This is a genomic window from Planomonospora sp. ID67723, assembly GCF_015711605.1.
Lineage (GTDB): Bacteria > Actinomycetota > Actinomycetes > Streptosporangiales > Streptosporangiaceae > Planomonospora_A.
This window is the reverse complement of record NZ_JABTEZ010000002.1, coordinates 1592664-1616651: the sequence shown is the minus strand read 5'-3', so window position 1 is coordinate 1616651 and position 23988 is coordinate 1592664. Positions and strand designations below refer to the sequence as shown.

General features: G+C 71.0%; 20 protein-coding genes and 1 pseudogene. 9 read left to right on the top strand and 12 right to left on the bottom strand.

Translation table 11 applies throughout. From position 1 onward, the window contains the following. Positions 1-24: 24 nt before the first annotated feature. From HS041_RS19855 to HS041_RS19845, 3 genes are all read right to left on the bottom strand, one after another. Complete coding sequence (locus HS041_RS19855; protein ID WP_196442142.1) at positions 25-3162, bottom strand: hypothetical protein; 3138 nt, start codon at positions 3160-3162, stop codon at positions 25-27. 227 nt (positions 3163-3389) lie between these two features. Beyond that, a complete protein-coding gene (locus tag HS041_RS19850) occupies positions 3390-4610 on the bottom strand; it encodes an acyl-CoA dehydrogenase family protein (protein ID WP_196442141.1) in 1221 nt (406 codons plus the stop codon). A 246-nt stretch (positions 4611-4856) separates the two neighbouring features. Further along, complete coding sequence (locus HS041_RS19845; protein ID WP_196442140.1) at positions 4857-5813, bottom strand: glucosyl-3-phosphoglycerate synthase; 957 nt, start codon at positions 5811-5813, stop codon at positions 4857-4859. 135 nt (positions 5814-5948) lie between these two features. Between HS041_RS19845 and HS041_RS19840 the strand changes: the two genes are divergently transcribed. Then, positions 5949-7487, top strand: coding sequence for a CHAT domain-containing protein (locus tag HS041_RS19840; protein WP_196442139.1), 1539 nt, complete (start codon positions 5949-5951; stop codon positions 7485-7487). Here HS041_RS19840 and HS041_RS19835 read toward each other — a convergent pair. Beyond that, the gene (locus tag HS041_RS19835) at positions 7472-8941 is read right to left on the bottom strand and encodes a helix-turn-helix domain-containing protein (protein WP_374058858.1); all 1470 of its coding nucleotides are present in this window, start codon (positions 8939-8941) and stop codon (positions 7472-7474) included. The genes HS041_RS19840 and HS041_RS19835 overlap by 16 nt on opposite strands. A 313-nt stretch (positions 8942-9254) precedes the next feature. Here HS041_RS19835 and aceA point away from each other — a divergent pair, with 313 nt between their 5' ends. The 3 genes from aceA (at position 9255) to HS041_RS19820 (ending at position 11591) form a co-directional block, all read left to right on the top strand. Continuing rightward, on the top strand, positions 9255-10544 hold the full coding sequence (gene aceA, locus HS041_RS19830) for an isocitrate lyase (RefSeq protein ID WP_196442138.1): 1290 nt from the start codon (positions 9255-9257) through the stop codon (positions 10542-10544). Between the two features lie 268 nt (positions 10545-10812). Then, the gene (locus HS041_RS19825; protein WP_196442137.1) at positions 10813-11025 is read left to right on the top strand and encodes a hypothetical protein; all 213 of its coding nucleotides are present in this window, start codon (positions 10813-10815) and stop codon (positions 11023-11025) included. A 278-nt stretch (positions 11026-11303) separates the two neighbouring features. Then, positions 11304-11591, top strand: coding sequence for an HU family DNA-binding protein (locus HS041_RS19820; RefSeq protein WP_196442136.1), 288 nt, complete (start codon positions 11304-11306; stop codon positions 11589-11591). A gap of 417 nt (positions 11592-12008) precedes the next feature. Here HS041_RS19820 and HS041_RS19815 read toward each other — a convergent pair whose 3' ends face one another. The 3 genes from HS041_RS19815 to HS041_RS19805 form a co-directional block, all read right to left on the bottom strand. After that, a complete protein-coding gene (locus HS041_RS19815) occupies positions 12009-12743 on the bottom strand; it encodes a DUF7873 family protein (protein ID WP_196442135.1) in 735 nt (244 codons plus the stop codon). Positions 12744-12797: 54 nt separating this feature from the next. Beyond that, positions 12798-14405, bottom strand: a complete 1608-nt coding sequence (locus HS041_RS19810; RefSeq protein WP_196442134.1) for a serine/threonine-protein kinase — start codon at positions 14403-14405, stop codon at positions 12798-12800. A 272-nt stretch (positions 14406-14677) separates the two neighbouring features. Continuing rightward, complete coding sequence (locus HS041_RS19805; RefSeq protein WP_196442133.1) at positions 14678-15679, bottom strand: alpha/beta hydrolase; 1002 nt, start codon at positions 15677-15679, stop codon at positions 14678-14680. A 291-nt stretch (positions 15680-15970) separates the two neighbouring features. On the opposite strand from HS041_RS19805, the gene HS041_RS19800 reads away from it, so the two are divergent. From HS041_RS19800 to HS041_RS19790, 3 genes are read left to right on the top strand one after another with little or no spacing between them, the layout of a single operon-like run. Then, entirely contained in the window at positions 15971-16744 is a 774-nt protein-coding gene (locus tag HS041_RS19800; RefSeq protein WP_196442132.1) for an ABC transporter permease, read from the top strand. A gap of 29 nt (positions 16745-16773) precedes the next feature. Further along, positions 16774-17562: an ABC transporter permease gene (locus HS041_RS19795; RefSeq protein WP_307845375.1), complete on the top strand. Its 789-nt coding sequence runs from the start codon at positions 16774-16776 to the stop codon at positions 17560-17562. A gap of 4 nt (positions 17563-17566) precedes the next feature. Further along, positions 17567-18340, top strand: coding sequence for an ABC transporter ATP-binding protein (locus tag HS041_RS19790; protein WP_196442130.1), 774 nt, complete (start codon positions 17567-17569; stop codon positions 18338-18340). A gap of 36 nt (positions 18341-18376) precedes the next feature. On the opposite strand, the gene HS041_RS19785 is transcribed toward HS041_RS19790, so the two are convergent. After that, positions 18377-18901, bottom strand: a complete 525-nt coding sequence (locus tag HS041_RS19785) for a hypothetical protein (protein WP_307845374.1) — start codon at positions 18899-18901, stop codon at positions 18377-18379. Between the two features lie 240 nt (positions 18902-19141). Between HS041_RS19785 and HS041_RS19780 the strand changes: the two genes are divergently transcribed. Then, positions 19142-19690: an MFS transporter gene (locus HS041_RS19780; protein WP_230879137.1), complete on the top strand. Its 549-nt coding sequence runs from the start codon at positions 19142-19144 to the stop codon at positions 19688-19690. A gap of 84 nt (positions 19691-19774) precedes the next feature. Next, entirely contained in the window at positions 19775-20569 is a 795-nt protein-coding gene (locus tag HS041_RS39795; protein WP_196442128.1) for a YcnI family copper-binding membrane protein, read from the top strand. Between the two features lie 73 nt (positions 20570-20642). Here the strand turns inward: HS041_RS39795 and HS041_RS40600 are convergent. The 4 genes and pseudogenes from HS041_RS40600 to HS041_RS19760 form a co-directional block, all read right to left on the bottom strand. Beyond that, positions 20643-20858 (bottom strand): annotated as a pseudogene (locus HS041_RS40600) (four-helix bundle copper-binding protein); the annotation flags it as partial. 16 nt (positions 20859-20874) lie between these two features. After that, positions 20875-21825: a DUF2705 family protein gene (locus tag HS041_RS19770; protein ID WP_196442127.1), complete on the bottom strand. Its 951-nt coding sequence runs from the start codon at positions 21823-21825 to the stop codon at positions 20875-20877. Further along, positions 21812-22759 carry an ABC transporter ATP-binding protein gene (locus tag HS041_RS19765; protein WP_196442126.1) on the bottom strand — a complete coding sequence of 316 codons (948 nt, stop codon included), beginning with the start codon at positions 22757-22759 and terminating at the stop codon, positions 21812-21814. Before HS041_RS19765 ends, HS041_RS19770 begins: the two co-directional genes overlap by 14 nt. Further along, entirely contained in the window at positions 22756-23937 is a 1182-nt protein-coding gene (locus HS041_RS19760; protein WP_307845373.1) for a LolA family protein, read from the bottom strand. Before HS041_RS19760 ends, HS041_RS19765 begins: the two co-directional genes overlap by 4 nt. Positions 23938-23988 lie beyond the last annotated feature (51 nt).

Below are 23988 nucleotides of genomic sequence, written 5' to 3'. Positions count from 1 at the left end.
CAGATTTCGGCCGTCGCCTGAGAGTCAGTTTTCACGCGTCGTCGACAGCTGTTGGACTGATGCCGTCATCGACAACCGTCTCACGGAGTAGCGCCGATCCGAGGCCAGTACCTGCTGCACTTCGGGAGCTGGGACTTCAGCCTTGGACAAGGTACTTGCCAGCGTCCGGCGGACGATGGCGGACCTATCTTCGGCCAATCGCAAGCCGATCTCCAAGGAGCGCTGAGCTGTGCTCGCCGCCCACCTTACGGCGGCCAGGGCACGAACACTCGAATGAGGATGCGCAATGAGCATGGCTGGAGGCGTCAGGGCGGCGTGCGGGGGGAGCCAGGACAGCGCGGCGGCGACCGTTCGTGCTGTCACCTCGTCGGCATTGACCAGAAGCGCTATTCCAAGGGCTTCAACTTCGGAGGCGCGGTCACTCCCGCAAAGAGCACTCGCCAGCTGCAATCCGGGAACAGCAAGACGTGTGTCCCCCATCGTGAAGCGGAAGAGGCTCAGCGGGTGTGAGCTGTCCGCGAATGGCCCGTTCTGAGCGGCACCGTCCTCACCTCCTTTCGCAAAGGAGATCGCTGCCTCGAACAAGTGCTCCCTCGTCTCAGCAGAAAGGGAATCAGCCAAAACAGTGAGGGCCGTCAGCGCCTCCCGGCGGTTGACCGACGCCTCTTGGAGATCACTGGCGCGCGTAAGGAGAGCTTCGGCGACTGATTCCCTATCTTCCTGCGTGAGTTGGGTGACCAGACGAGCTCGCTGGGCGAGGCCGCTGGCGTAGGAAATGACTCCAGGCGGATGAGCGTACGGGGCCAAGAGCGCGTCCCTGGCCTTCAAGGCCAATGTGAGGTCGGGAAGCGGCGCGTCCATGAGGACCAGCAAACGAGCCGCTGACGACCGCACTGTGGCTGCCGCTGTCAGGCCCTTCTCGAAAAGATCTCGCCGCTCTGCGATAGCGGATCCCGCGATCTTCGCTACCTGCTTCGAGATGGAGGCTTCGAGCGAAAGCATCCGAATGAGTTGACCGGCCGCCTGCTCGGCGAGGTCCGTGTGGCCGTTCAGCACACCGACAAGCACCTTGATGTGCGCCTCATCGGAGAACCGGTACCTGTTCACTTCCCGGCCGACCAGGGGCTCGAGCAGTCCCAACAGGCGAAGCACTTGCGACGGGAGCGCTCGCTCGGTGAGTTCGGCTAGGAGTTTTAGGGCGGCGAGTCCTGCGGACGGGCTCAGGAAGCCCTCTCTCGTGGCACCGAGAAGGTATCTTTCCCACTCGTCGAGCGCCACCTCGACCATGGTCTCGACTCGGCTGTCCGGAATCAGATCTGCCTGTACTGCCATACCAGTGAACGCAGCAGCACGGTGTCCGGGTACGGGGTTGGAGACGTACCCCGTCAAGTCGACGTACTCGTCCTCGAGAGTGCCCAGAAGCTTGGCGAGCGTCTCAGGCTGGCTTAAACGAACGTACAAGCCTGCGGCGCGCGCATGTTCGCCAGCCGCGGTATAGATCTCTGCGAGTAGATCTCGTGCGAACTGCTCGCTGTGAAAGTGCCCGGCCGCGATCGCAGCGCGCAGCGCGCGCCGGGCGGCGTGCGCCGCCCGTGGCAGCTTCTGGCGCCTCAACGCAGTCGCAGCGTCCTCATAGTGGTTACGGCGGTGTCGAAGGATCGCGCTCCCCCCGCTGGCGCGCATGGCCTGCGCGAGAGGGTGTGTCTCGATGTATTCGGAATCCGGGCCGTACATGGAGACGCAGGTGCGCACCGAGTAGAGCCACTCGGCGGTGTCATCGCCCAATCCGGCGAGCGCGCCGACGTTGATGGCGTCCCACCACATTTCGATGGCCGCATCCGCCGAACCGGTCAGCGTGAGATAACGGGCGTATCTGGCGAGGATGAGCGCCGCCATCTCGGGCAGAACACGTCTTCGCTTGGCCAGCGTGACGATGTCCTGCCAGTCAGCGGTCACCTCCGCGATGATGAGCTTGATCCGGATGCCTGTAGCGGAGGACGGCTCTGCGGCTTCCGCTTGAGAGAAAACGTTCAGCCGGTCAGAGATCACGGTTGGTTGATCACTGGCAATGGCGAATTCCCCCAGCGCCACAGCGTATTTGGGCAAGCGATCGTCCTTGATCGCGGCAAGGGCGTCCACGGCTTCTGAGAGGGAGCCGAGGTCGTCAAAGGCATTCCATGTAGCCGTGTGAAGAGCTAAAGCCGCAGCCGCACGTTCCCTGGCGGGAGAGGTCAGGTTTCCTGTGTGGAACAACCGAGCAAGACGATGACGGACGTCACCATCTTCGTCCGCCCCTTCGTGTTGTGCGTACTGCTCGACGATGTCGGCGAACAGGATCGCGGCTCCGTTGGGGTCCCCTCCTGCCTCCAGGGTGCCACCGGCGCGGATCAACATGAGAAGTTCATGACCTTGGTAGTCCGCAGCTCCCAACGAGGCCGCGATCTCCCGATAAAGGGTCGCGGCGTGGATCGGATCCTGAGCCTGCGCGCCCTCGGCTCTGGCAAGCTTTTCGGCCAACCCCGGGATCGCATTGACCGGCCCACGCGCCAGCGCATCCGCCCGAACCGTCAGGTCCACCGCCGACCGTTCCCGGTCCGGCGCTTCCTCCGGCGCACCGGCAAGAAGCGCTCGGGGAAGATCGAGGTACCGCTGGGCAATCCAGCGGGTCTCGGGGTCACTCAGATTGCGGGCGATGGCGCCACCATCGAGAATCTCCAGTTCCAGGCCGTGAGTGCGATCCGCCCATTCCTGCAAGCCGTGTCGGAGCTTGACTGTCACATCAGCCTCGACGAAGGCGTACACCACGTCGACCTTCCGGCCGGCCATCACCGTGGTGACATCAGATTTGATCTTTCCCGCGATGTCCTTGCGCTGCAACGTGCAGGTGAAAACGATCGTCTTGCCAGCCTCCCGGGAGACGAAGGCGCCAGGCAAGGACTCGCGTACGAAGCTGCGGAAGGTTTCGAAGTCGCGGCCCTGATCACCACCCGCAGATACAGGGCCGGTCGCGGGAAGGATGTTCCGGCTGATGGTCGCACGAGCGAGTTCACGGCATACATCCTCAAACTTGTGATGCCCGTTATGAACCGGCAGCTGGGAAAGCGCCCAACGCACCATCTGGGTGATCACATCAGGAGTTTCAGCGAACATCTGCTCAGACATCAGCTCAGAGGTTACCGGGAAGGTCGCCGCCTCCGGGGAAGACCGAGCCGAGCACAGTTCAGACGACCTTCCGAACCCCCGTGAGCAACTACTGTCCGTAACCGATCTGGGTCCACCTCTCGTCAGCCGACGATCTCTTCTTCGGAAGCGTCTCCGGCTCTGACTGAACAGGGACTGAACAGGCCCTAAAACGAGGGGTCAGGACTCGCTTTCGGGAAGCGGACATTTCAGCGAACGGGCAGGCCAGTGACCGCGCGGCCGATGATCAAACGCTGGATCTCCGACGTCCCCTCGAAGATGGTGTAGATCTTGGCGTCGCGGTGGAAGCGCTCGACCGGGTGCTCGCGGGTGTACCCCGCCCCGCCCAGGATCTGGATCGCCTGCTCCGTCACCCAGACCGCGGTCTCCCCCGCCACCAGCTTGCACATCGAGCCTTCGGCCTGGTCGAAGGTCCTGCCGTTACGGGCCATCCAGGCGGCCCGCCACGTCATCAGGCGGGCGACGTCGACGCGGGTGGCCATGTCGGCCAGCAGGAAGGCGATGGCCTGGTTCTCCCCGATCTTGCGCCCGAACTGCTCGCGCTCGCGGGCGTAGTCGCGGGCGTACTCGAAGGCGGCCCGGGCGATGCCGACCGCCATGGCGGCCACCGAGGGCCGGGTCGTCTCGAAGGTGCGCAGGGCGGCCTGCTCCCCGGACCGGCCGCCCTGGCGCACGCGGGCCAGCCGGGCGTCGAGTTTCTCCTTGCCGCCGAGCAGGCAGGAGCCGGGCAGGCGGACGTTGTCGAGGACGACCTCGGCGGTGTGGGAGGCGCGGATGCCGTGCTTCTTGAACTTCTGGCCCATCGACAGGCCGGGCGTCCCCGGCGGGACGACGAAGGAGGCCTGGCCCCGGGTGCCGAGGGAGGGGTCGACCGAGGCGACGACGACGTGCACGTCGGCGATGCCGCCGTTGGTGGCCCACGTCTTCACCCCGTTGAGGATCCAGTCGCCGGAGGCCTCGTCGTAGACGGCCCGGGTCCGGATGGCCCCCACGTCGGACCCGGCGTCCGGCTCCGAGGCGCAGAACGCACCGAGCTTGACGTCGTCGGGAGTACCGAACATCTGCGGGAGCCACTGCCCGATCTGCTCGGGGGTGCCGCTCGCGGACAGGGCCGCCGCGGCCAGACCGGTGCCGACGATGGACAGGCCGATCCCGGCGTCGCCCCAGAAAAGCTCCTCGAACGCCACGATCAGGCCGAGGCCGCTGGGCTCGAACCACTGCTGGGCGAAGAAGTCGAGCGAGTAGAGGCCGATCTTGGCCGCTTCCTGGATGACCGGCCAGGGCGTCTCCTCGCGCTCGTCCCATTCGGCACCGGCCGGGCGGACGACCGTACGGGCGAACTCGTGCACCCAGTCGCGCACCTCGCGCACGTCGTCGCTCAACTCCGGGCAGAAGCCGGTCTCGCTCATTCTTCCACTCCTCCAGGGCTGCGTTACCAACGGTAACACCCATACCTTACTGGCCGGTACAGCCTTCCGCGCAAGGTGGGTGACCGCTGGATCTCCCCCTCTTACCTGCCCCGCGGCGAGACGAGAACGCCCCGGCGCCCACGCCCCGGACGAGGTGGCCGGGGCCCCGGCGGCATCCGGCGACGATCCGGCGCAGCACGTCGGCAGGCTCTACGGCTTCCGCCTCGCCGACCCCCGCCCGCCCGGTCACTCCCCCGGGCGGGAGCCGTACCCGGGGACGGTGATGATCGGAGGACGCTCGGCCACGGCGACGTCCCGCACCGTCGCGCGGTGCCCGCCCTCGCCCCGGCGGAACTGGGCCAGCCGGGGGGACGGCTCGTGCAGGGGGATCATCTTGTCCTGGCGCTCCAGCCGGGACCAGGAGGTCTGCAGGAGCTGCGCGGCCATGCCGCCGAGGGCCTCGGTGGACTGATGGGAGTGAACCCGGCGGCCCAGGTCGACCTGGGCGAGGGCGTCGAGCCCGGCCAGCTCCAGCAGGTCGATCAGCAACCCGAGCTCCACCCCGTAGCCGGTGACGAACGGGACCCGCTCCAGCACCGCACGCCGCCCGGCGTACTCCCCCGCCAGCGGCTGGACGAACCCGGCCAGCAGCGGCCAGTGCAGGTTCAGCAGAGGGCGGGCGACCAGCTCGGTGACCCGGCCGCCGCCGTTGCCGATGTCGCGCAGCGGCCGGTCGTAGCAGCCCTTGACGTAGACGACGCCGGGATCGCCGAGCAGCGGGCCGAGCAGCCCGGTCACGAAGGACGTGCGGAACTCCCGCAGGTCCGCGTCGATGAAGACCAGCAGGTCACCGGAGGTCACGGCGAGGGACTTCCACAGCGCCTCCCCCTTGCCGTCCAGCGGTTTGAGGTCCGGCAGGATCTCGTCCTGCGCGACCACCACGGCCCCGGCCGCCGCCGCGCGGGCGGCGGTGTCATCCGTCGAGCGGGAGTCGATGACCACCAGCTCGTCGACGAGCGGCACCTCTTCCATCAGCTCGCGCCGGATCGCGGCGATGATCTCCCCGACCGTCTCTCCCTCGTCCCTGGCGGGCAGCACGACGCTGATCGTGGTGCCGCCCTTGGCCTGCAGCAGCCACGGCAGGGACCAGTCGTCCGATGATGATGTACGGCTGCGCAGCCATGCCTCCACCTCAGGCAGCACAGCTCACCCTTCCCATCACCTCGGAATCCACGGGTATCACCCTATGGTGCACTGATTCGCCCCAAGCACCGGCTCCCGTCTCCGGCCGCGAGATGGGAAGATCAGCTCAGGCCCGACCGAGCGGGAGGAGACGGCATGGATCCGGCAGTCCCGGCCCGGCGGAAACGGCCCTCGGTGCTGCACCGGCTGACCGGAGCCTTCCGCAAGCCGGACGGGGGCCGGGCGGCCCCGGCGGAGTGGGCGGCGTTCCCGCTGATCGACACGGCCGGGGAGGTCGTGGCGGGCGGGGACCTGGAGCTCCGGGTCGGGATAACGGCCGGCACGGTCCCGGACGTCACGGCGGGCCCGCGGGGCGCCGCGGCGCCCGGCGAACCGTTCGAGCTGGACGTCCAGGTCGTCGCCGAGGGCTTCGAGGCGCCGGACGGCTGGCGGGTACGGCTCCGCGTGGACGAGACGTCACCGTATCCCTGGGCGGTCCTGCGCCTGGTCGCCCTCCCGCTGGACTCCCAGCGCCCGCAGAACCCCGGCGAACCGCCGGAGCGCGGGGGCCGCAGCGGTCCCGGGGACGCGCGGGCCCCTCACCCGCCACCGGACCGGGAAGCCGCCCGGGCGGTGGTCCGGCGGATCCAGGCGGTCTACTCGGTGCGGGGCCAGGTGATCGGTTGCGGGGCGCAGGCCGTCGCGGTCCTCGACTCCCCCGGCCTGCTCGGCCGCGACGCCGTCCCGGCGCCGGTCACGGGCACCCCCGTCCGGCCGTTCCCGCCCGGCGGCTTCGCGGACATCACCGTCGTCATCACCCACGGCGACCGGCCGGGACGGCTGTGGTGGTCCTATCTGTCACCGCACTTCGTCACCCCTGACCGGCCCGAGGTCTGCGACCTGGGCACGCGGGCCCCGGCGTTCGGCCGGGATCTGCTCGGGCAGGTCGCTGCGGGGACGGGTCACGCCGGAGCGGGCCTCCCCCCGCGGAGCGCCGCCGGGCGGCGGCTCGCGCCGAAGGTCCCCGCCGGGTTCCGGGAGCTGCTGGAGGCGGTGGCCGCGCGGATCTCACCGCGTCCGCCGAGGATTCTCCTGCTCTCGGAGGATCCGTACGTCCCGTGGGAGCTCGCGGCGCTGGAGCGCCCGATCGATCCGTCGCTGCCTGCCTCCCTCGACTGCCAGGCGGTGGTGGGCCGGTGGTCCCTCGGCGGGCACCGGCCGGAGCTGCCCCCGCCGCCGGTCATCCGGGGTGAGGCGGCCGGCCTCCGCGACAGCCTGGCGGCGCTCCACGGCACGCTGGCGGCGTACGGCGAGCCGTCGGAGCTGATCGGCCTGACCGTGCCCGGGGGAACCGGCGGCCTGCTCTGGATCGGCGGCTCGGAGCCGGTGTCCCGCGTGGTCGCCGGGCAGCGCCTGGAGGGCGCGCCCTTCGTCCTCCTCGCCGGGGAGGCCGCCGCGGACCTGGCCCCGGCGTTCCTGGTGGCGGGAGCGGGCGGGGTGGCCGCCCCGCTCTGGCCGGTCGGCGTCGAGGCCGCGCGGGAGCTCGCACTGGAGCTCCACCGGCGCTGCATGGCCGGTGAGGCCCCCGCGGACGTCCTGCGTTCGCTGCGCTGCGCGGGCTCGGCCGCGGCGCTGGCCTACCGCTTCTCCGGCCACCCGTCGGCCGTTCTCACCCCGCCTCACTCGACGGCGTGACGCTCCAGGAAGGTGTAGACGTCGGCCTCGTCCACGCCGGGGAAGGAGCCCGGCGGGAGCGCGGCCAGCACGTGGGAGTTGGCGCGGGCCGAGGGCCAGGCGTAGCCCTCCCAGCGCTGGGTCAGCTCGGCGGGCGGGCGGCGGCAGCAGTCGCCGGTGGGGCAGTTGGACTTGGTGCGGTGGGTGGTCTCCCGGCCGCGGAACCAGCGTGACTCGCGGTAGGGCACGCCGAGGGTGATGGCGAAGTCCCGCTCGCGGCTCGGGTCCACGTGGGCGACGCAGAAGTAGGTGCCGGTGGGAGAGTCGGAGTACTGGTAGAAGACCGAGAAACGGTCGGGCGAGGCGAACACCTGGCGGCCCGACCACTGCAGGCACATCCGCTGGCCCTCGATCGCTCCCTGCTCGTCGGCGGGGAAGACGATGCCGTCGTTCTCGTAGGCCTTGTAGATGATCCCACCGGCGTCGTTGCGGACGAAGTGGCAGGTCAGGTCGAGGAAGTGCGTGGCCAGGTTGGTGAAGCGGTGCGCGGCCATCTCGTAGGAGACGGCGAACACGTCGCGCAGGTCCTCCACGCTGAGCGCCCGGTCCTGCTTGGCCTCCCGCAGGTACGGCACCGCGGTGGCCTCGGGCACGAGCACGGCCGCGGCGAAGTAGTTGGCCTCGGTGCGCTGGCGCAGGAAGTCGGCGAAGTCGCGGGGTTTGTGGTGGCCGAGGGCCAGGTGGCCGATGGTCTGCAGCAGGATCGTGCGGGGGGTGTGCATGCCGACCTGCTCGTGCTTGACGTAGATGCGCCGGTTGCGCAGGTCGGTGATCGAGCGGACCGTCCGGGGCAGGTCCTGCACGGTCTGCACGGTGTAGCCGAAGTGGGTGACCAGCGCCTGGACGGTGCTCTGGGACAGCGCCCCCGACCGGTAGCCGACCGCGGCCAGCGCCTCGGCCGCGGCCTTCTCGATCTCCGCGAAGTAGTTGCCCTGCTCGCGCTGCTTGCGGCGGAGCTCGGCGTTGGCGACCCTGGCCTCCTCGGGGGTCGCGGTGCCCTTGGTCTCGCGGGCGCGCAGCTCGCCGTACAGGCCGAGGATGTGTTCGAGCACGTCGTTGGGGACGCGCGCGGAGACCTTCAGCCTGGCCAGGCCGAGCGCGGAGTAGAGCGGGTCGCGCTGCGCCTCCTCCAGGGCCATCTCCAGTTGCGCCCGCCGGTTGGGCGCCTGCCTGCGCAGCAGTTCCTCCACCGGTACGCCCAGCGCGGCGGCGAGTCCCTTGAGCAGCGAGAGCTTCGGCTCGCGCTTGCCGTTCTCCAGCAGGGAGAGCTGACTCGGCGCGCGGCCGACGCGTTCACCCAGGTCGGAGAGGGTGAGGCCGCGCTGTTTGCGCAGATGGCGCAGGCGCTGCCCGAAGGCGATGAGATCGAGCTCCTGCGTCAAAGAAAGCGGTTCTTCACCCACCAAGGATCCCATGACCCCGATCCTAAGCGAAATTTCCCCGTATTTTCCACCGGGTGAGACCGCCCCGGGCTCCCCGTCCGCCGACCACGGCGCGACGCGTCCCACTTCTCGCTCTCGTACGCCCGGCGTCCGGAGTGGTCTGCACCACAGGCCCGATTGGTCTAGTCCATAGCGAAAACTGGGAAGTTCTTCTCTGCCAAATACCCGCCAGTATTCCCAAGGAGAGAAGAAATGAGATTCTTTCCGCAAAATCAGCCTTGTTTGCCCGTTTCGTCTGGGCACAGACTCAGGGCAAGGCACCCAGGGGACGACAAGGAGTGAAAAAATGAACGATCGCCTCAAGGGAGCCGCAGAAGAGCTGCGGCGCGAGTGGGAGACCAACCCCCGCTGGAAGGGCATCGAGCGGTCCTACACCGCTGAGGACGTGATCCGGCTGCGGGGTTCGGTCCAGGAGGAGCACACGCTCGCCCGGCTCGGCGCCGAGCGCCTGTGGAACCTGCTGCACACCGAGGACTATGTGCACGCGCTCGGTGCGCTGACCGGCAACCAGGCCGTCCAGCAGGTCAAGGCCGGTCTGAAGGCGATCTACCTGTCCGGCTGGCAGGTCGCTGCCGACGCCAACCTCGGCGCGCAGACCTACCCGGACCAGAGCCTCTACCCGGCCAACTCGGTCCCGGCCGTCGTGCGCCGCATCAACAACGCGCTGCTCCGCGCCGACCAGATCACTTGGTCCGAGGGCGACGAGAACGCGCCGCACTGGCTCGCTCCGATCGTGGCCGACGCCGAGGCCGGCTTCGGCGGCGTGCTGAACGCCTTCGAGCTGATGAAGGGCATGATCGCCGCCGGTGCGGCGGGCGTGCACTGGGAGGACCAGCTCGCCTCCGAGAAGAAGTGCGGCCACCTCGGCGGCAAGGTGCTGATCCCGACCAGCCAGCACGTCAAGACCCTGAACGCGGCCCGCCTCGCGGCCGACGTGGCGGGTGTCCCGTCCCTGATCATCGCGCGGACCGACGCCCAGGCCGCGACGCTGCTGACCACGGACGTCGACCCCCGCGACCAGGCCTTCACCACCGGCGACCGCACCGCGGAGGGCTTCTACCGGGTCCGCAACGGCGTCGACGCCTGCATCGCCCGCGGTCTGGCCTACGCGCCCCACTCCGACCTGCTCTGGATGGAGACCTCCACCCCGGACCTGGACGTGGCCCGCGAGTTCGCCGAGGCCATCAAGGCCAAGTACCCGGACCAGATGCTCTCCTACAACTGCTCGCCTTCCTTCAACTGGAAGAAGCACCTGGACGACTCCACCATCGCCAAGTTCCAGCGCGAGCTCGGCCACATGGGCTACAAGTTCCAGTTCATCACGCTGGCGGGCTTCCACTCGCTCAACTACTCGATGTTCAACCTGGCCCAGGGCTACGCCAACGACGGCATGACCGCCTACGTCGAGCTCCAGGAGGCCGAGTTCGCCGCCGAGTCCCGCGGCTACACCGCCACCCGCCACCAGCGCGAGGTCGGCACCGGATACTTCGACCTGGTCAGCACGGCCATCGCGCCGGACTCCTCCACCACGGCGCTCAAGGGCTCCACGGAGGAGGAGCAGTTCGAGGCTCACTGATCTCGGACGCGGTCTTCGCGTCGAGCCCGCCCGAACACTTCCAGGGCATGGGATGGTTCCCCGGGCGGGCTCGATGACCCCCGATGACCGTTTGACGACCAGGTCGTCGAACGAGGCCCCGCCGTACGGACTTCCCCCCCGAGTCCGCACGGCGGGGTCTCGCGCGTACTCCATGGATTTCACGCGATTGCCCTGGTTGCCACTAATCCATCCCGATATGCCCTATTGGTTACCCCATGCTTACCCCCCTCTCCGTAGCCTCGGACCCATGGGGATCTGGCAAGGGCCGGACGGCATCCAGGTCGAGGCGATCGTCCGCGACGACCAGCCGTGCCTGCGTGTCACGCGCATGGTCGGCGGGGAACGGCTGCTGATCGCGTACTGCGCCGGGGTGCGCGAGGTGGGACGGTACGTGGACCTGGCAGCGCTGGTGCCGGTGGAGACCGGGAAGAAGACGACGCCGGGTCACGCACCGGTCTGATCCGAATAGAGCGTGAACTTTTGTGGCTCGTGGGGCGTCGGTGTAATCAGGGAGGCCCGATGGACGTTCTGGACGGCCTCGCCGACGAAGACCTCCGCCTGGAGCTCGTGCTCGTCGAGGCCCTGTACCTGGAGGCGGAACGGCTGGCCGCACAGCCCGCCCGCCCCTGAACGACCCTCCCGTGCCCGCCGCCTTCTCCGAGGCGGCGGGCACGGGTTCTACCGGCCGGGGCGTTCCCCGTAGTGTTGGCCCTCCCGGGCACACACGAGGACGAGAACATGAACAAGCGCGAGCTGATCGAGAAGGCCGCGGCGGAGGCGGGCCTCACCCGGCGGCAGACCGCCGCCGCCCTGGACGCGATCCTGGACACCATCCAGCACGCCGTCGCGAGCGAGGACAAGGTCGCGATCCCCGGCTTCGGCTCCTTCGAGATCGTGCACAAGCCCGCCCGCACCGGGCGCAACCCGCAGACCGGCGAGCCCCTGGAGATCGCCGAGACCTGGACCGCGAAGTTCAAGCCGAGCCCGGGCTTCATGGGACTGATCCGCCAGCGCAAGAAGGACTGACCCGGCTCCCGGCCCGCCTACGCCGGAAAGGCGGTGGCCCCCGGGGAAGTGTCCATTCCCCGGGGGCCGTCTGTGCCGCCATGTCGCGGCGCCGGCACGTTTAAGAGGGCCGGTCATCCGTGATGATGTCGTGCTCTGCCGTTAAGCTACGGACGCACGTGGAGCGTCCAGTGGGACTCGAACCCACACCCGACGATCTTCGCCTGCCCTCGGTCGATCCGGCGCTCGGCGGCGAATGCTGAATCTGGAGCGATAGTCTGAGCTTGAGCGGCCGCCTCTGCCTGTTGGGCCATCCCGGCGTGGAAGTGCCGGGAGAGGGACTCGAACCCCCACCGATGCCGCGTGTCAGTCTGATCTTTCAGTTTCAGCTTTCGCGCTCTCGCGCGTCCCCGCGCTCCCACGGGGAGTCTGCAGAGACTACCTCAGGAGGTAGTCAAAGATCTTGTCTCCGATCCGCTGGTCGGCGACCTCGGTGCCGTTGGCCTCCTCGCGGGCGAACTTCACGGCGTCCTGGAGCTTGCTCACCCGCTCCAGCAGCTCGTTGACCCGCTTGCGGGGCACGGCGCCGGAGAAGACGACCTTGGTCCAGAAACCGATGACGATGTCCTCGTGGTAGACCTCGACCTGGGCGGGGTGCTTGTCGGTCGCCTCGGCCTTGACGTGGTTGCGCGGGACCCGTTTGGTCCGGGTCGTCTTGACCGGCTCGGTCCGCCAGCAGTCGGTCGAGGCGTCCAGCGCCCAGGTCTCGGCCGCGTCCAGCACCGGCAGTTTGGAGATGAAGGTGTGCAGGTCGACCAGCTGCTTCTCCAGGAAGAGCAGGTAGGTGACCGGCACCTGCTCCAGCAGGACGACGCCGTCGACCTTCACGTCGGCGTGCGCGGTGCGGTTGGCCCAGTCCTTGGTGGCGGTCACGTCGAACAGCCGGGTCAGCGCGGCTCCCACCTGCTTGAGCAGATCCTCGGCCTGGACCTGCACCCGCGTCGACTCCGCCGGGAGGTGCTCCCCGTCGTCGTCGATCGGCTGATAGGTCCGCGAGATGCCCGAGAGCAGGGCGTTCTTCTGGATCGTGTGGTACGCGTCGGTCACCTTGCGTTGGGTGTCGGACTTGACGCCCTTCTCCACGGCGAGGATCTGGTTCAGCTTGGTCGCCATGCGGCCAGGGTATCGACAAGATCCATGACGTTCATCCCGTTTTATTCCGGTGCCTCAGCCTCCGATCTGGATCGAGGGGCTGGGCGTCGGGGACACCGTGGCTGCCGGCGTCCCCGGCGTACTCGCCGTCGGCGTCGGTGACGGGCTCTCTCCGTCACCGGTCTGCGGGATCTGGGTGAAGGAGGGCTTGGGACCGGTCGTCGCGGTCGGGCAGCCCTTCGCCCCGCCCCTGCCCTTCCCCTTGCCCTTGCCCTTGGCGTTCACGTCCGCGCAGGTCTGCGGCTCTCCGGGATCGTCAGGTGCACCGGCGCCCGGATCGTCGGGCGAGCCCTGCGGATTCTCCGGTGAGGGCTCCTGCAACCGGTCGGTCGTCCCGGGCAGCGGGACGGTCCGGGTGGCGGTGACCATGATCGTGGAAGGGCTGACCGGAGGCGGGCTCCCCACGCGGCCTCCTGGGGGCCGGGTCCCCCGGGAGGCCGCGCCCGCGGTCGTCCCATCGGCGGGGATCACCATCGGGACGTGCTCGGGCACCCCGCCGCGGCTCGCTCCGGGACCGCCGTTTCCCGCGGCGACCACGGTGAACGCCACCATCGACACGGTGGCCAGCGCCGCGAAGCTCGCCTGCGGCAGGTGCGCCCCCCGGCGCGGCTCGGCCCGGCGGGACCGCCGGGCCGGGGGCCGGTCCGAGACCGGCCGCTCCGGGCGGTCCGCCGGGGCGGCCGATCCGCCGGAGGCCAGCCGGAGACGACCGCCTCCGGGCGGGTACGGCACCGGCGTCCAGATCTCGGCCAGCACCTCGGCGACCGCCTCGCGCAGGTCCCACGGGTCGCCGATGCCGCCGGCGGCGAGCAGCGCCCCGAGCAGGTCCGCCGCCCTGGGCCGGCGTGCGGGCTCCCTGGCCAGCGCCGCCTCCACCGCCGGGCGCAGCAGCTCGGGCACCGCGGACAGGCGTGGCGGCTCGACCAGGATCCGCCGGGTCAGCACGTCGGGCTCGCCCGCGCCGAACGGGTGGTGGCCGGTGGCCGCGTAGGCGATCAGGCAGCCCCAGGAGAAGACGTCCGAGGCGGGCAGGGCGGGACCGCCGGTGAGCCGCTCCGGGGCGACCCATCCCGGACTCCCCATCACCTGCCCGGCCTGGGTGTGCGCGGCGAGGGTGTCCACGTCCCTGGCGATCCCGAAGTCGATCAGCCGGGGACCGGTCTCCGAGAGCAGCACGTTGCCCGGCTTCAGGTCCCGGTGGACCAGCCCGGCCTCGTGCACCGCCGTCAGCGCGCCCGCCACGCCGAGGGCAACGCCGTAGGCCAGGTCCGGGGTGAGCGGGCCGCGCGCGGCGACCACCTGGGAGAGCGCGGGACCGGGGATGTACTCCGAGACCAGGTAGGGCCGCTCCCTGTCGGTGCCGTCCTCCACCACCGCTGCGGTGCAGAACGGCGTCACCCGCCGGGAGAACTCCACTTCCTCCGCGAAACGGGCACGCAGCGTGGGATCGTTGAGGTGTACCGGATGCGGCGTCTTGAGCGCCACGACCCCGCCCTGGGGATGCTCGGCCAGGTAGACCACACCCATGCCGCCCGTGCCGAGACGGCCGAGCAGGAGATAACGGCCGATGATGACCGGGTCCCCGACGGTCAGGGGCCGCACGCCGGGTGGCATGCCGCTCATGGGGCCAGTTCCGCCACGTGCCATCCGGATCGAGCCTCTCTGTACGGGCTACGGCAAGCACACTGTGACGGGATCCGAGAGGAGTTCGCCCCTGACTAGTCATAAGGGATATAGCGGGTAAGACCAATCATCCCTCAAGGTAAGTAACCATTGGGATCAAAGGGGCTGGACAGGCGAATGTGACCGCTGGGAGCGCCGAGCGGCGCGGCCTTCTGCGGGGCGGCCCGGCAGGCGGATCCGCAGTGTCCCGGCCCCGGCCCGGGGCGGGGCCGTCAGGCGGCGGCCGTACGGTCTCCGGCATCCCCCTGGACGTCCCGGGCGGTGAGCCGCTGGGCGGCCGCGAGGAAGCGGGAGATGTGCTGGAACACCTTACGGGCCTCGGGGACGACGTCGGCGAGGATCGGGAAGACGTGCGGCATCCGCCGCCACTCCTCGTAGGTGACCGGGACCCCGGCCGCGCGGGCGCGTTCGGCGACCCGCCGGCCCTCGTCGCGGAGGACCTCCGTCGAGCCCGTCACGATCATCATCGGAGGCAGGCCGGTGTAGTCGCCGAAGACCGGGGAGACGAGAGGATCGCGGGTGTCGAGGCCGGAGGTCCAGCGGCGGGCGAGCCAGTCGACCCGGCCCGCCGGGATCACCGGGTCGAGCAGCCGGTTGACCCGCCGCGGGGCGTCGGTGAGATCGGCCCAGGGCGACAGGCACACTGCGGCGGCGGGCAGCGGCACCCCCCGGTCGCGCAGCGCCAGCAGGGTGGCCAGGGTCAGGTGGCCCCCGGCGGAGTCGCCGGCGACCAGGACGTCGGCGGGATCGTAGCCCCGCTCCAGCAGGCACAGGTAGGCCGCCACGGCGTCCTCCAGCGACTCGGCCAGCGTGTGGACCGGCCCCTGGCGGTAGTCGACGGCCAGCACCGGGCGGCGGGCGGTGACCGACAGGCGCCAGGTGATCGGCCGGTGGGTGGCCGGGGAGCAGACGAAATAGCCGCCGCCGTGCAGGTAGAGCAGCACCTTTCCCTCGTCGAGCCCGTGCCCGGCGCGGACCCACTCCCCCGGGCACCCCCCGGCGTGGTCCGGCACGAGGCTCACGTGCGCAGGCAGCCGGAGCGGCACCCTGCCCGCGGCCGCGACCAGCCGCGAGGCGGCGAGCACGCTGAGGTCGGAACGCAAGAGAAGACCGGAGATCGGTTTGACCGTGCCACGCATGATCGCGTTGAGCGCCGAGGCCTGCCAGCTGACGGGGTAACCGGGACAGACGTCCACGTCGATCTCATCGCGCATGCGGGAACCTCCTGAGAGGAGGATTCCCAGCCAGAACTTCGTTCTATCATGTATCGGACATATCGCTAGGGTTACGGCTGCGTGTCGCGCCGCCCCGAACACCCCCCTCCATCGCGGGCCGTACGTCCCGCGCGGCCCGTCCCGATCGCTCGCCCCACCGCTGCCCCCGAGCCGGTCGCACCGGGCCCCGGCCGCAGGCGCCGCGCCATAATCCGTTGCCGCGGTCACGGGCCGCGAGGAAGATGGGACGGTTGCCCGCACGCGTCCCGGGAGGCCGCCTTCCTTCTCTACATGCGCATCGCCTGGTACGGCTTCCGCCGCCACTCCGCCTACCGGGCCGCAGCCCTCGCCGGGGCCTTCACCAACACCGTCTTCGGGATCCTGCGCGCCTACGTCCTGATCGCCCTGTGGGAGGCCCGCCCCGGCCTGGCCGGGTACGACGTCGCCGACGCCGTCACCTTCTGCTTCCTCAGCCAGGCGTTCATCGGCCCGATGCAGCTCTTCGGCGGCGGGGTCCAGCTCGCCGAGCGCGTGCGCACCGGCGACGTCGCCGTCGACCTCCTGCGCCCGGCCTCCCTGCAGACCTGGAACCTCGCCGACGACCTGGGCCGCGCCGGCTACCTGTTCCTGCTGCGCAGCGTACCGCCGACACTCGTCGGAGCCGCGCTGTTCGGCATCGTCACCCCCGCGGAACCGGCCACGTGGGCCTTCTTCGCCGCCAGCTTCGTGCTCGGCGTGGTCGTCAGCTTCGGCTGGCGCTACCTGGTGGCGCTGTCGTCGTTCTGGATCGTCGACGACCGGGGCACGCAGTCGCTGTCCATGGTCATGTCGATGTTCTTCAGCGGCATGGTCCTGCCGCTGAACCTCTTCCCGGGCTGGCTCGGCACCGCGGCGCAGTCCCTCCCCTGGGCCGCGATGGTCCAGGTCCCCGCCGACGTCTACCTCGGCAAGAAGGACGTGCTGGAGGCCCTCGGCTTCCAGGCCCTGTGGGCGGCGGCGCTGCTGGCCCTCGGCGCCCTGGCCACCCGCGCCGCCCGACGGAAGGTGGTGGTCCAGGGTGGATGAGCGCGCGGGGCCGCTGCGGGAGGCCGCCCGTGGCTAGGATCTACCTCCTGCTCGCCTGGACCTGGCTGCGCGCCTCGGCGCAGTACCCGATCCCGCTGGTCATGATGACCCTGGGCTCGTTCGTGCTGAACGGGCTGGACGTCGCGGCGATCTGGATCATCTTCGAGCACACCGGATCGCTGGGCGGTTTCGGGCTCGCCGAGGTCATGTTCCTGTACGGCACCGCGGGCATGTCGTTCGCCCTGGCCGACATGCTCTTCGGCAACGTCGACCGGCTCAGCCAGCACATCCGGGCAGGCACCTTCGACGCCATGCTCATCCGCCCGGTGAGCGCGTTCGTGCAGATGGCCACCGACCGGTTCGGTGTGCACCGGTTCGGCCGCCTGGCCCAGGCCGCGGTGGTGCTCGGCATCGCCCTGCCCCGGCTCGACCCGCCCTGGAGCCGGCTCTGGATGGTCCCGCTGATGATCGGTTGCGGGCTCGTCATCTTCGTCTCGATCTTCACCATCGGCGGCGCGCTGCAGTTCCTGCTGACCGACGCGCCCGAGGTGAGCAACGCCTTCACCTACGGCGGCAGCACCCTGACCCAGTACCCGCTGACGGTCTACGGCGGCGACCTCGTCAGGGCCGTCACCTTCATCGTCCCGCTGGCGTTCGTCAACTGGCAGCCCGCCCTGTACGTGCTGGGCCGGGACGACCCCTTCGGCCTGCCGTACGGGCTGCGTTTCGCCGCGCCCGCCGCGGCCCTCGCCCTCGCCCTCGCCGCCGCCCTCGCCTGGCGGACGGGCATCCGCCGCTACCGCTCCACGGGGAGTTGACCGCATGATCGAAGTCGACCGGGTCGGCCGTTCCTTCACCGTCGGCCGCGGCCGGGCCCGCAGGACCGTGCACGCCGTGCGGGAGCTGTCGTTCACCGTCGGGGCCGGGGAGTTCGTCGGCTACCTCGGTCCCAACGGCGCGGGCAAGTCCACCACCATCAAGATGCTCACCGGCATCCTCGCACCGACCTCGGGCCGCCTCGAGGTGGCCGGGCTCGACCCGACGCACCGCCGTACGGCTCTCGCGCGCCGGATCGGGGTGGTCTTCGGCCAGCGCACCACCCTGTGGTGGGATCTGCCGCTGAGGGACAGCTTCGAACTGGTCCGCCACCTTTACAAAGTAGATCGAGATGATTTCCGCAGCAGGCTGGCCGAGCTGGCCGAGCTCCTCGACCTCGGCGGCTTCCTGCACACCCCGGTCCGCCAGCTCAGCCTGGGCCAGCGCATGCGCGGCGACATCACCGCCGCGCTCCTGCACGACCCCTCCGTCCTGATCCTGGACGAGCCCACCATCGGGCTGGACGTGGTGAGCAAGGCCGCCATGCGCGAGTTCCTGCGCCGGCTCAACGCCGAGCGCGGCACCACCGTGCTGCTCACCACCCACGACCTCGGCGACATCGAGAAGCTCTGCCGCCGGATCATGCTCATCGACCGCGGCCGCCTCGGCTTCGACGGCACCCTCGACGACCTGCGGGCCACCGCTCCCGGCGGGGACTCTCTCGAGGACGTCGTGGCCCGCCTCTACACCGGCGAGCGCGAACCGGCGCCCGGCGGCTGACCCTCACCCGCCGGAGCGGCGGCGGGTCCGGCCGTGTCAGTAGTAGGACGGCTCGCCGGCCTCCTCCTCGTACTCCTCGGCCTCGCCGGAGCGCCGCCCCGCCCAGCGGGAGGGCATCAGGACGGGCAGGAAGAGGGCGACGCCGATCATGGCGTAGACCCCGCTGGCGAGCAGGGTGCTCATGCCCACGGGCGCCGTGTCGAGCGCCTCGTGGAAGGTGGGCGTCTCGGTCAGGAGGCTCACGGCCCGCCGCGCGTCGAGAGCGTAGATCACGGTCCCGGCGAGCAGGACCATGGACGGGACGAACCCGGCCAGCGGGGAGACCCTGCCGGCGATCACCAGGCCGAGCAGCAGGCCGATCCCGGCCATGACGCCCAGGGCGATCCAGATCTTCGCATCGGTGGACGAGACGGGTGCGCCGTCCACACCGGGCACGGGCCGCGCGAGGGTCGTCACGGCCGCCCAGCCCCCGCCCAGGAGCAGGGCCGCCGTCGTCACCAGCCCGATGAGCAGCCCGAAGAAGTGCCGCATCGCCACCACCCCGGCTCCACGTGCTTTCACGGTCGCGGCAACCATAGCTACAAAAGCCGCAAAACGGCAGGCATCACACACCATTGGTTATCTCGCTCGATGCCCGGACGCCTCCGCCCGGTCCCGGTATCCGGCCCGCACCGCGAGAGCCGGCCCCGACGGCCGCCCCGATCAGCCGGACCGGGTGGCTCGCGCCGTTCGGGTCGAGGACCGGCGGTCGGGCGTGAGACCATGTCCGGCGTCATGCGTGCCCGCCTCCCGCTCCGCCTCATGCGTTCGGCCGCCTTCTCGGCCGTCTGCGTGACGCTCGCCGTCCTCGGCCACGTGGCCGCGGGCGGCTCGGGGCCGGAGCCGTGGGCGGTGGCCGCCGGGACGGCGGCCGTCACGATGACGGCGCTCTCCCTCGCCGGGCGCGAGCGGTCCGCCACGACCGTCCACACCACGCTCACCGGCGCGCAACTGCTCCTGCACGAGCTGTTCGCCCTCAGCGACCCCTCCGGGGGCTCCCCGGGCTTCCACCCGCACGGCCAGGGGCTCGGCGAGAGCCTGGGCATGCTCCTGGCCCACCTCACCGCCACGCTGATCACCGGCTGGTGGCTGGCCCGCGGCGAGAGCGCCCTGTGGGCGCTGCTGCGCGCGGCAGGGCACCGGCTCGCCGCCGCCGGGCGCCGCGCCGGCGCGGCGTTCCGGTTGCTGGCGGTCCCGGCGAGCCTCCGGGCCGCACCGCCCGCCACCCCGCCCGGCACCGTCCCCCTTCCCGTCCGGGCCCTTCTCCGCCACACCGTCAGCAGGCGCGGCCCTCCGCTCCGCACCTGCTGAGCTCCTTCCCTTCCCGGACCCCGCCGGGGCTCCCGCGAGCCCCGGGGTTCCGGCGACCCCGAATCCCCGAAGCGGAGAACATCCATGTCCCTTTCCCCCGTGCGCCTTTCCCCCGTGTGCCGCCGCGCCGCGGCGGTCACCGCGGCCGCCGCCGCCCTCACCGTCGCCCTGGCCGCACCCGCCCTCGCACACGTCACGATCAACCCCGGAAGCGCCGAACAGGGCGCTTTCACCAAGGTCGCCTTCCGGGTGCCCAACGAGCGTGACGACGCCTCGACCAGCAAGGTCGAGGTCGCGTTCCCCGCCGACCACCCGCTGCCGTTCGTCTCGGTCAGGCCGGTGCCCGGCTGGAAGGTCGAGGTGACCGAGGAGAAGCTCGGCACGCCCGTCACCACGGAGTACGGCGAGATCACCGAGGCGGTCACGAAGATCACTTGGTCCGGCGGGAGGATCGAGCCCGGCCAGTTCCAGGAGTTCGAGGTCTCGATGGGCATGCTGCCCAAGGACACCGACCAGCTGGTCTTCCCCGCGACCCAGACCTACACCGGCGGCGAGGTCGTGAAGTGGGCCGACGAGCCCAAGGCCGACGGCTCCGACCCCGCCCGGCCGGCCCCGGTCCTCAAGCTCACCCCCGCCTCCGGCGGCGCCGGCCACGGTTCCGGCCACTCGGCCACCCCGTCGGCCGGACCCGCCTCCGGATCCGCGCCGTCGGTGACCCCGGTCGCGGCCGCCGATACGGCCTCCGCCGACGGCACCGCCCGCCTGCTCGGCGCGGGCGGCCTGCTCGCCGGGCTCGTCGGCACCGTGATCGGCGCCCTCGGCCTGCGCCGCGGGAGCCGCGGGGCCTCCGCGGGCCCGGATCAGGCACCGGTCGCATGACCGGCTCCGGCCCGGCCCGTGCGGAAACGGGCCGGGCCGGGCGCCTCCGGGGTTCGCCGACGCGGCAGGCATCGGCGCAGATGCGGCAGTGCCGGTGGGCGTCGGCGTGGCCGGCGCACTCGTCCCCGCAGGACTTGCACGCCATGGCGCAGGCCTCCGGCAGGGTCCGGCTGATGCCGGCGTCGTAGCCGGTGTGCCGCGACAGCACCCGGGCGGTGGTCGCGCAGATGTCGGCGCAGGCCATGTTGGTGCGGATGCACTGGATGCACTTGGTCAGCTCGGCCACCATGCCCGCGTGGGCGCGCTCAGGAGGTGATGTCCTTGCCGGTGAAGCGGGCCCAGGCGATCGAACCGAAGATCACGACGTAGGCGGCGAAGACGAGCAGGCCCTGACCCATCTCGCCGGCGGCGACCGGATCGCGCAGGACGCCGTCGAACTCGTTCCACCACTGCGTCAGCAGGTACGGCTGCAGCCAGGCGAGCTGCGGGATCACGCCCAGGACCTGGATCACGATCACCGTCACCACCGTCGCGGCGATGGCGCCGATCGCCACTTCGGTCAGCGTGGACAGGGCCAGGGCGAACGCGGCCAGGGCGGCCATCCCCGCCGTGACGTAGAGCACGACCAGGCCGATCCTGAGCAGTCCTTCGGCGAAGGAGATCGTCGTGCCCGACAGCAGGGTGATGGGCCCGATCGGGAACAGCGCCAGCCCGGTCACCAGGGCCGACAGCGCGATCACGCTGACGGCCGCCAGGCAGAAGAGGACCGCGTTGCCGTACTTGGCGGCCAGCAGGCGCGTCCGCCCCGCCGGGGCGGTCAGCAGGTAGCGCAGCGTGCCGCCGCCCGCCTCCCCGGCGACCGCGTCACCGGCCACCACCGCGACGGCGACCGGGAGCATGAGCTGCACCAGCACGGAGAGCGCGGCGAAGGTGAGGAAGAGACCGTTCCCGGTGATCTGCGCGAAGATGGCCCCGCCGTTCCCCGGCCCGTCCGCGGCCTCGGCCGCGATCGGCTCGGCGAACAGCCGCATGACGACCCCGATCAGCACCGGGATGATCCCGAGCACGGCCAGCACGGCGAGGTTGCGCGGGCGGCGGAAGGTCAGCCCGGCCTCCGAGCCGAGCAGCCGCAGCCAGGCGCGCGCCGCTCCCGGCCTCCGGGAGGCGGGCGTGTCCTCCCGGAGGCCGGGGGCCGCGTCCGGCACGGGGGCGGGACCCGCCTCGGCCGTGACTCCCGTGACGTCAACCGTCGACATCGAAACCCTCCCCGGTCAGTCCCACGAACACGTCCTCCAGGCTCGGCCGCTGCACGGCCAGCCCGCGTACCGCGACGCCCGCCGCCACCAGCGCGGCGGTGACGCGTTCCGGCGCCTGCTCGCCCAGCTCGGCGGCGGCCTCCCCGGCTCCGGTACGCACCCCGGCCAGGCCGAGTCCCGACAGCACGGCCGCCGCCTCGGCGGTGTCCGGGGTCTCGACCCGGACCCTGACCGCCTCCCCGCCGAGAAGCCCGGCGATGGGTCCCTCGGCGACCAGCCTGCCGGTCCGCATGACGCCGACGTGGGTGCACATCTGCTCCACCTCGGCGAGCAGATGGGAGGAGACGAACACGGTCGTCCCGTCGGCCGCGATCTCCTTCACCAGCGCCCGCACCTCACGGGTGCCCTGCGGATCCAGGCCGTTGGTCGGCTCGTCCAGGACCAGCAGTTCCCTGGGGCCGAGCAGCGCGGCGGCGATGGCCAGCCGCTGGCGCATGCCCAGCGAGTAGGCCCGGTAGCGCTTGCCCGCCGCCGCGGTCAGCCCGACCCGGTCCAGGGCGAGCCCGATCCGCCGGGAGGCGGTGCGCGGGTCGGCCGCCGGGTCGGCGGCGTCGTAGCGGCGCAGGTTGGCCTCGCCCGACAGGTAGGGATAGAACGCCGGCCCCTCGACCAGCGCACCCACCCGGGGCAGCACCGCGGACACCCCGCCCGGCATCGGTGTGCCGAGGAGATCCCAGCCGCCCTGCGTCGGCGCGACGAGCCCGAGCAGCATGCGGATGGTCGTGGTCTTCCCCGAGCCGTTCGGGCCGAGGAAGCCGAAGACCGACCCGCGCGGCACGGACAGATGGAGATCGTCCACGGCCACCTGGCCGCCGCGGAACCGCTTGGTCAGCCCGCGCGTGACGATCGAGTGGTCTCCGGCTTCCGTCGTCACCGCCCGGCCACCTCGGTCAGCTTCTCCGGGGTGACCGCGCCGAAGAGCAGGCGCCCGTCGTCGGTCAGCAGCGCGGAGACCAGCTTGGTCCGGACGACCTTGCCGCTGCCCCACGGCCCGCTGACCGGGGTGGCGGACTTCAGCAGGGCGTCGGTCACCGCCTGGGCCTCGGGGGACCCGGCCTCCTCACCCGTCTGCCCCTGCGGGGCCAGGCCCTTGAGGTCCTGCGCGGAGAAGGGGAGCACCGCGACCGCGGTCCAGCCCTTGCCGACGGTCCGCATGCCCTCGGCGATCTTCCCGCCCTTCTCCTGCCGGGCCTGCGGATCGGCCCCCAGGCCCTTGGCGAGCTCGTCCAGCGACTGCTCCTTCACCTTGGCGCCGGGCGGCGGGGTGAAGGTGAAGTTCTCCGGGGCGGGCGGGGTGAAGCTCACCGAGGTGAAGCCGACCTCGAAGGCGGGTTCCGCCGCGCTCTTGGCGTAGACCTGGACCCTCAGCGGGACGAAGGTCTCCCCGTCGAGGGCCAGCTTGACCTCCTTGACCAGGGACGAAGCGTCCTTGGGGGCAAGGGTGAGCTGGTAGGCGTCACGCCCGGCGACCTTCTCGCTGGAGCTCACGCCGACGGCGGTGTCGGCGTCGGCCCGCTGGAGCACCTCCTTGGCGATCTGCTGCGGCGTGGCCGCCGTGGGCAGGGCCTCGGGGTGCCCCGACTCGTGCCCCGACTCGTGCCCCGGCCCCTTCCCGGACGCGTGCCCGGCGGCCTCGCCGGTGTCCTTGATCCGGGTGGCCGTGCTGGAGTCGCTCTCCCAGAGCCAGGCCTGGTCGCCGTTGACGATCAGGTCGGTCTCGCTCATCCGGCCGGGCATCGCGAGGCGGAGCCGTTCGTCGCCGCCGTACCAGACCTTGAGCTCGTGGGAGCCGGTGAGCAGGGCGGCGGGCGAGGTGCCGCCCATCCCCGACGACACCTCCGGCAGCCCCGGAACGCCGAGGGAGGCGGTCTGCAGGACGGTGCCCGACATGGGCGTCGGACCGGACTTCGTGGCCTGCAGCGCGTCGGCGAGCAGCTGCTCGGCCGTGCGCTCGGGCAGCACCGGATCTCCCTGGACCGCGGCGATGACGGGTCCGGCGCCGACGGCCCCGGCGACCACCGCGACCGCGGCGATCGGTACGCCCCACCTCACGGCGCGCCCTCGACGCGCTCGCCGCTGCTGTGTTTGCTCTGACATGTCACT